This is a genomic window from Elstera sp. (genome assembly GCF_044372965.1).
In the GTDB taxonomy this organism is placed as follows: Bacteria; Pseudomonadota; Alphaproteobacteria; order Elsterales; family Elsteraceae; genus Elstera.
In genome coordinates this window covers 1-7034 of the sequence record NZ_JBILQX010000184.1, presented here as the reverse complement: position 1 = coordinate 7034, position 7034 = coordinate 1, and the positions used below count along the sequence as shown (strand labels likewise).

Below are 7034 nucleotides of genomic sequence, written 5' to 3'. Positions count from 1 at the left end.
ATCGGGCGATATCAGCGCCATGAATTATTCCCGATATGTCGAATTCCAAGAGGCAATGAGGCGCGGCAGCATCCGGTTTGTGATCGACCCGCGCCGGGAGCCGCCCGAGGTTTTGCAATCATGACGCCCGAGGAAGAAGCGCGCGAGCGTGCCGAACTGGCGGCTCTGCGCGAAGCCTATTTCTCCGGCGTGCGCGTGGTCGAATATGCCGACCGCAAGGTCGAGTATCGCTCACTCTTGGAAATCAAGCGCCTGTTCGATGAGAAGCAGCAGGCGCTGGTACCCGCGCGAATCGTCCGTCAAGTGCGAGTCGCTACTCGTCGCGGGTTCTAATCTTACCTTTATGAGGCTCCCCCATGTCGGTGACCCAACGCATCCGCGTCCCGGCGGGGAGGCGACCCTATGGCGCGTCCGTTGGCGGTATCAGCGCCCGCGCGCCCGGCGATTATGCCGAGGATTCGGGGGCCTGGGCTGCCGCCAGCGGCAGCTATCGTTCGACCGGCTGGGGTGCCGAGCATCACGACGCCGATAGCCGGCTGTTCGGCCACGGCGTTATTACACGCGCCCGCAGCCGGGCAGCGGCGGCGCAGAACGGGATTGCTAAAAGCGGGATTGAGCATTTCGTTTCTAACGCGGTCGGGACGGGGATCGTTTTGCGGTCCGCCCATCCCGATCCCGGCATTCGTCAGGCTCTGCATGAGTTATTCGACGATTGGGCAGAGGAATCGGACGCGGCAGGCGTTTGTGATTGGTATGGGCAGCAGGCCCTCGCTACGCGGGCGATGCTGGAAGGCGGCGAAGTGCTGGCGCGGCACCGGCTGCGACGGCCCGAGGATGGGTTGCAGGTGCCCTATCAGGTCGAACTGATTGAACCTGAGCATTTGCCGTTTCATCACAATGGGATGAATGGGGCCAATAAAATTAAGGCGGGGATCGAGTTCGACCCGCTCGGGCGGCGCGCGGCCTATCATCTTTACCGCTCCCATCCTGGTTCGACGGCGTGGGACGTGGCCGCGAACGATCTGAGCCGGGTTCCGGCCGATCAGGTGGTGCATTTGTTCCATCCGCTGCGGCCGGGGCAGAGCCGGGGTATTCCGTGGCTCTCTTGGGTGCTCGCGCGCCTGGGCGATATCGACGAATATGATGGCGCGGAAACGGTGCGGAAAAAAACCTCCGCGATGTTTACGGCCTTCGTTACGGCGAACGCTCCCCAAGGCGAGAACGATGGGATGTTGGGGCCTCTGGGACAGGATGCCAACGGCGCGATTGCCGAACTTTCGCCCGGCACCATTCAGTTTTTGGCACCGGGGGAGCAGGTTTCCTTCGCCGCACCGAAAGACGATTCGAGTTACGAGGGCTTCATGCGCTCGCAGCTTCGCTCAATCGCGGCCGGGATGGGCGTAACCTACGAGCAGCTTTCGCGCGATCTGACCGGGGTGAATTACTCCAGCATCCGCGCCGGGCTGTTGGAATTTCGCCGTCAAGCCTCAATGCTCCAGCATCAGGTAATCATTCACCAGTTCTGCCGCCCGATCTGGCGGGAATGGCTCCGCTCTACGCTGCTGCTGCATTTTCCGCGCGAGTTTGCCCGTGATCCCGATATTCGGAAGTGGCGGCGGGCGCGGTGGATGCCGCCCGCATGGGAATGGGTTGATCCCGAGAAGGACGTTAAAGCCTCCCTGCTCGCCATTCAGGGCGGGCTCACCAGCCGCGCCCGCGTGGTCGCGGCCTCGGGCGAGGACGTGGAAACCATCGACGCCGAACAAGCGGCAGACCGCAAGCGGGCCGAAGACTTGGGCTTGCCGTATTCGGGCTATGCCGTCGCGGCGTAACGGAGAAAAACATGGATTGGCGATTAAGCGGCGGGCAGGCGCTGGCGCTGTACGAGGGCGCACATTCGGCGCTTATCGATCTGCCGACGTTGCTCGCCGCAGCGGGCGCGACGGCGCAGCTTTCGGTTTATGACGATGACGGTGAGGATTACCCCTACGGCCCGCCCCCGTGGGTGCCCGACCGCGACGGGATCGTGACGATTCAGGTGCGGGGGTTGCTGTTGCCGAGGGGGCTCTACTATTACAGTTGGGCCACCTCATACGATGCCGTGATTTATATTTTGGAGCGGGCCGAAGCGCGGGCTGCCCAACGCGGCGATGTGCGGGCCGTGGTGCTGGATGTGGATAGTCCGGGCGGGGCGGCGGTAGGGTGTTTTTCCTGTGCCGAGCGCCTGCGGGAAAGCCCGTTGCCGATTGTTGGTGTGGCGAACCCTGAGGCTTATTCGGGTGGCTATGCGCTTATCAGTGCGGCGGATCGGATCTATGGGGCGAAGGACGCGGGGTTAGGCTCCATCGGCGTGATTATGTTCCACGCCGAACGCAGCCGCGCCCTCGATCAGGCAGGCGTCACCGTAACCGTCTTTCGGGAAGGGGAGCGTAAGGCTCGCCCTAATTCGGTCGAACCCCTGAATGACGCGGATCGGTTAGAAATCAAAGCCGACCAAGCGGCGATCAATAGCGAGTTTGTGGCCCTTGTAGCCACGCACCGGGGGATTACCCCCGGCAAGATTCAGGCACTGCAAGCGCGCTGCCTGACGGGGGCCGATGCCGTGGCGGCGGGCCTTTGCGATGAAATCGGCGGAATGGCCCAGGCACGCGCCTGGGTGCTCGCCAAAGCCAATGAAGGAAAGCAACAAATGAGTGTACCAGCGGGGGCTCTGCCCCAAGCCGGGGCTGCCGCTGGCGGCACCCCGGCGGACGCGCAAAGCCTTGCCGAGCGCTTGGCGGCGCAGGTGGCGGCGGCGCGCGAAGAAGGCCGTAAGGCCGGAATTGCCGAAGAGCGCACCCGCGCCTGCGGCATTGTCGCGGTCTGCGATTTGGCCGGCCTGCCAGGACAAGCGGCGGCGCTGATTAAAGCCGACAAGAGCATCGAGCAAGCCTCGATCGATCTTCACGCGGCCCGCGCATCGGCGCAATCCGGGGCCGATATCGACCCGACCCAGCCGGGGACGGGCCAGGGGCAGGCCGGTAAGGCCCCCGGCATGAGCATCGACGCTTACGTCGCGGCCAACAAAATCGGGGGAAAAACCAATGGCTGAGACCCTGTATCAAACGCCGGTGGCGTTGAGCATCGCCCACGAAACCGACATGAAATACTGCCGGGAAGTGGTGGTGCTGACGCGCGGGCATTCTTACCCGGCGGGGCTGATTTTGGGGCAGGTTTCGGCCACCAAACTCTTTGCTCCCCACGATCCCACAGCGGAGGATGGGCGCGAGCTAGAGGCGGGGCTGCTGATTTATCGGCAGTCTGACGATAGTACGATGCCCGTGGCCGGGCCTGTCATCGAGGCCGTGGCCTTGCTGCGCGGCCCGGCAACCGTTGGCGCGGCAACCGTGGTTCGGCACAGCGCGATCAACACCCCGGCGGAAGTGGCGCTGCAAGATGCGGCGCTGATGGAACGCTTGGGCATTCGCGTGCGCGCGCAAGTTTAAGGATGGCAAAAAATGGCTGATATTCTGAATATTTTTGAAAGCGACGCTTTCGGCGTTGTGCCGATGACGCGCGCGATCCGCCAGATGGCCCCGACCTGGGACCGGGTGGGGCGGCTGAAACTGTTCGGGCCGGGGCGGGGGATTACCCAGAAAGTTGCGGCGATTGAGCTTGCCAATGACCGGCTGGTATTGATCGATAGCGCTGAGCGGGGGAGCGCGGCCCCGCTGTTGGCCGATGGCGACCGGCGTCTCGAGGCAATCTCGGTGCCGCACTTCCCGAAAGATGCGGCTATCTATGCCGATGAAATTACGGGCGTTCGGGCTTTCGGCAGTACCGACCAATATGAAACGGTGATGTCGAAGGTGGCGGAAAAGCTGCTAATGCTGCGCCGCCAGCATTCGCTAACCCACGAATATCTCTTTACCCGCGCGCTGCATGGTGTGGTGATCGATCCTCGCGGCAAGGTGCTGCTGGATGCTTTCACCCGCTTCGGGTTCACTCAAAAAATCGTGAATTTCGATTTGGGCAACCCGGCGTCGGACATTGCGGCCCACTGCCGGAAAGTGACGGGCCATATCGAAGATCATCTATTGGGCGATGTGATGGATCACGTCCATTGCCTAGGGTCGCCCGAATGGTACGATAAATTCATCAGCCACCCGCAAATCAAAGAGGCCTATCAATTCTGGCAGGGCAAGGGCCACCCGGTACGCGATGATATGCGCCGGGGCTTTGAGTTTGCCGGAATTTTCTTCGAGGAATATCGCGCCCGCTCGCAAGATTCCACGGGGACGATGCGGCGGTTTGTCGATGCTGAAAAGGCTCGGTTTTTCCCGGTTGGCACAGTGCAAACCTTCGATTTGGTCTATGCCCCCGCTGATTGGATGGAGACGATCAACACGCCGGGGCTTGATGTTTATGCGGCGGTCGAGCCGATGTTGAACCGAAAAAAGGGCGTTACGATTGAAAGCCAATCGAACCCCCTGCCGATCTGCCTAAACCCGCAAGTGTTGGTGCAGGGCGAATAATGCTTCACGGCGATCGCTTGATGCGCTTGGCGCTCCGCCCGGCGCATCGGGCGTTTGCGCAGGAGGTGGAGTATCGACCCCAGCAGGGCGCGCCCTTCCGGCTGGGCGGGGTGTTTAACGCGCCGCACTTGCTGGATTCGGGCGATGGCGAGGTGGGGTTTTCCACCACGGCCCCAACCTTGGGCGTGGTCGATGCGGATTTTCCGCAACCGCCCAAACAGAACGACCGGCTGCTGATTGGCGGGCGGCTTTATGAGGTTGTCGATATTCAGCCGGACGGCCCGAATGTTGGTAAAATACTCATCCTTCGCACCACCACCCAGCGCCCCGATGGGGCAAAGCCGGGCCGGGTGGATGACCCGAACCGCCGCATAACCGACCCCGAGAGGATGGGCTGATGGAACCGTATCCATTTCCGCCGGGCCGGGTGCTAGACCCGCTGCCGCAGCGGCGCAAGCACCAGCGCACTGTGCTGCGCGACCATGTGGCGGCAATCTTGATGTACCGGACGCTTGCCGGGGAGCATGTCTATCGCTCCCGCGTAAGCCCGCTGCCCGAAGACATTTGTGCGGCGCTGGTGGTCTTTACCGCCAGCGAGAACGCCCGGCAGGTGGAAAACACGCCCGCGCAGTTCGACAATACCCTGACCCTCACCATCGAGGCGCGGGTTTTGGCAGCCGAGGGCGATTACCAGGGCCGCACCGATGGCGCGGACCAAGAAGAAAACTGGGATACGGTTTTAGATGGGCTCTGCACTGAGGTGGAAGACGCGCTGTTTTTAGACCCGTGGCTGAACCAAACCGTAACGATTACCGCGCTGAATACCCGCATGGGATTTTCCGGCGATGGGGCGTTTGTGCCGGGCGTGGCCGTAATCGAAGCCCAGCTTGCCTACCCGTGGGAAGCCCCGACCAACACGGCGGGCGGTGACGTGGTGATTGGCGTGCAAGTCGATGTGATCGAGCCCGCCGCCGACCCGAACCGGCTGGGACGGTTGAACCCGCCGCGCGCCACCGGCCCTGATGGGCGCGTGGAAATCGACGCGGGGGTTCTTCACCGCGCCCGGTCTTAATTTTTTTGTGAGGATACAATGGCGATTTCGTTCAACCTCATCCCGCCGGATCGGCGGGTGCCGGGGCAGGCGTTTGAATTCGATTCGAGCCGCGCCGGGTATTTCCAAGAACTGACCCGCGTGGTGATGATCGGCGCGCGGCTGCCGACCGGCACCGCCCCCGCAGGCGTGTTGGAGCGGGTGCAGGGTGCCGACCAAGCGCGTAAGCAATTCGGGCGCGGGTCGATGGCGGCGCGGATGGTGGAAATCTTCCGCCGGAACAATGCCAGCGCCGAATTGTGGGTATTGCCGGTCAATGACGTGGCCGAACTGCCGGACGATCTGACCATCGATAATGTCGATATCTCCATCGACTACGTGGGGGAGGTTATCGCCGCGACGGGCCGGATCGATTACACCGGCACCGCTGCGCTGTCGGCAGGCGTTATTGCGCTGTATATCGCGGGCCAGCGGGTGCGGGTGACGGTCGCCAAAAATGACGGGCCGGTGCAGCTTGCCACCAAAACCACCGTGGCGATCAATCTGGCGCTCGACCTGCCGGTAACGGCGGCAACCGATGGCAATGGGGTGGTGCTGACCTCCCGCCACCGGGGCGAAATCACCAATCAAATTGACCTGCGGGTCAATTATCGCGGCGCGGTGGCGGGCGAGCGGCTGCCCGAAGGGGTGGCGCTGGCGATCACCCCGATGGCGGGCGGCGCGGGAGACCCCTCGATGCTCTCCGCCCTGCCGAAGCTTGGCGATGAAGAATGGTCGATGGTCATTTGCCCCTATACGGCAGGGGACGCGCAAACCGCGATTTCTGAGGAAATGGCGAGCCGCTGGCACCCCGACCGGCAGGTGTATGGGCTTACCATCGGCGCGCTGATTGCGCCGGTGACGGACCTCCTCGCCTATGGGCAAACCCTTAACGGGCCGTATCAGTCCATCCTGGGTGTGCCGGGCTGCCCCTCGACCCCGTGGGAAATTGCGGCGGCCTATGGCGGGCAAGCGGCGCTATCCTTGTCCATCGACCCGGCCCGCCCGTTGCAAACCCTGCCACTCACCGGCATTCTGCCGCCTGCGCTGGGGGACCGGCTGAAAATCCCCGACGCCAACGCCCTGTTGTTCGGCGGCATCGCCACGGCGATGGTGCAAAGCGACGGGATTTTGCGCATCCAGCGCGAGGTGACGACCTACCGGGTCAACGAGTGGGGCGAGGGCGACCCCTCGTATCTCGACCTCACCACCCCCGCGACCCTCAGTTATTACGTGCGCTCGCTGCGCCAACGGCTGGCGCTGAAATTCCCGCGCGCCAAACTGGCGGCGGATGGGGCGCGGGTGGGGCCGGGCTCGGCCCTGGTCACGCCCTCGATCATCAAGGCCGAAGTGCTGGCGCATTATTCCGAGCTTGAGCGCATGGGACTCATGGAAAACATGAGTGCCTTTGCTGAAAACCTGATCGTGGA

General features: G+C 63.0%; 8 protein-coding genes. All 8 read left to right on the top strand.

Annotated elements, in window-relative coordinates:
* Positions 1 to 120 precede the first annotated feature (120 nt).
* Positions 121 to 333 (top strand): phage head-tail joining protein, encoded by a 213-nt coding sequence (locus ACIQ36_RS16995; RefSeq protein WP_395831498.1) that lies wholly within the window; start codon positions 121 to 123, stop codon positions 331 to 333.
* Between the two features lie 23 nt (positions 334 to 356).
* Entirely contained in the window at positions 357 to 1832 is a 1476-nt protein-coding gene (locus ACIQ36_RS16990) for a phage portal protein (protein WP_395831496.1), read from the top strand.
* 11 nt (positions 1833 to 1843) lie between these two features.
* On the top strand, positions 1844 to 3091 hold the full coding sequence (locus tag ACIQ36_RS16985) for a S49 family peptidase (protein WP_395831494.1): 1248 nt from the start codon (positions 1844 to 1846) through the stop codon (positions 3089 to 3091).
* A complete protein-coding gene (locus tag ACIQ36_RS16980) occupies positions 3084 to 3485 on the top strand; it encodes a head decoration protein (RefSeq protein WP_395831492.1) in 402 nt (133 codons plus the stop codon). The genes ACIQ36_RS16985 and ACIQ36_RS16980 overlap by 8 nt, the downstream gene beginning before the upstream one ends.
* Positions 3486 to 3497: 12 nt before the next feature.
* On the top strand, positions 3498 to 4514 hold the full coding sequence (locus ACIQ36_RS16975; protein ID WP_395831490.1) for a major capsid protein: 1017 nt from the start codon (positions 3498 to 3500) through the stop codon (positions 4512 to 4514).
* Positions 4514 to 4912, top strand: a complete 399-nt coding sequence (locus tag ACIQ36_RS16970; protein WP_395831488.1) for a hypothetical protein — start codon at positions 4514 to 4516, stop codon at positions 4910 to 4912. Before ACIQ36_RS16975 ends, ACIQ36_RS16970 begins: the two co-directional genes overlap by 1 nt.
* Positions 4912 to 5586 (top strand): hypothetical protein, encoded by a 675-nt coding sequence (locus ACIQ36_RS16965; RefSeq protein ID WP_395831486.1) that lies wholly within the window; start codon positions 4912 to 4914, stop codon positions 5584 to 5586. Before ACIQ36_RS16970 ends, ACIQ36_RS16965 begins: the two co-directional genes overlap by 1 nt.
* 18 nt (positions 5587 to 5604) lie before the next feature.
* On the top strand, positions 5605 to 7034 hold a 1430-nt coding region (locus ACIQ36_RS16960; protein WP_395831484.1), incomplete at its 3' end, for a phage tail sheath subtilisin-like domain-containing protein.

Bases quoted from the DNA above. Each gene is read 5' to 3' on its own strand.
- ACIQ36_RS16995 (WP_395831498.1), top strand. From the start codon at position 121: ATGACGCCCGAGGAAGAAGCGCGCGAGCGTGCCGAACTGGCGGCTCTG.
- ACIQ36_RS16990 (WP_395831496.1), top strand. From the start codon at position 357: ATGTCGGTGACCCAACGCATCCGCGTCCCGGCGGGGAGGCGACCCTAT.
- ACIQ36_RS16985 (WP_395831494.1), top strand. From the start codon at position 1,844: ATGGATTGGCGATTAAGCGGCGGGCAGGCGCTGGCGCTGTACGAGGGC.
- ACIQ36_RS16980 (WP_395831492.1), top strand. From the start codon at position 3,084: ATGGCTGAGACCCTGTATCAAACGCCGGTGGCGTTGAGCATCGCCCAC.
- ACIQ36_RS16975 (WP_395831490.1), top strand. From the start codon at position 3,498: ATGGCTGATATTCTGAATATTTTTGAAAGCGACGCTTTCGGCGTTGTG.
- ACIQ36_RS16970 (WP_395831488.1), top strand. From the start codon at position 4,514: ATGCTTCACGGCGATCGCTTGATGCGCTTGGCGCTCCGCCCGGCGCAT.
- ACIQ36_RS16965 (WP_395831486.1), top strand. From the start codon at position 4,912: ATGGAACCGTATCCATTTCCGCCGGGCCGGGTGCTAGACCCGCTGCCG.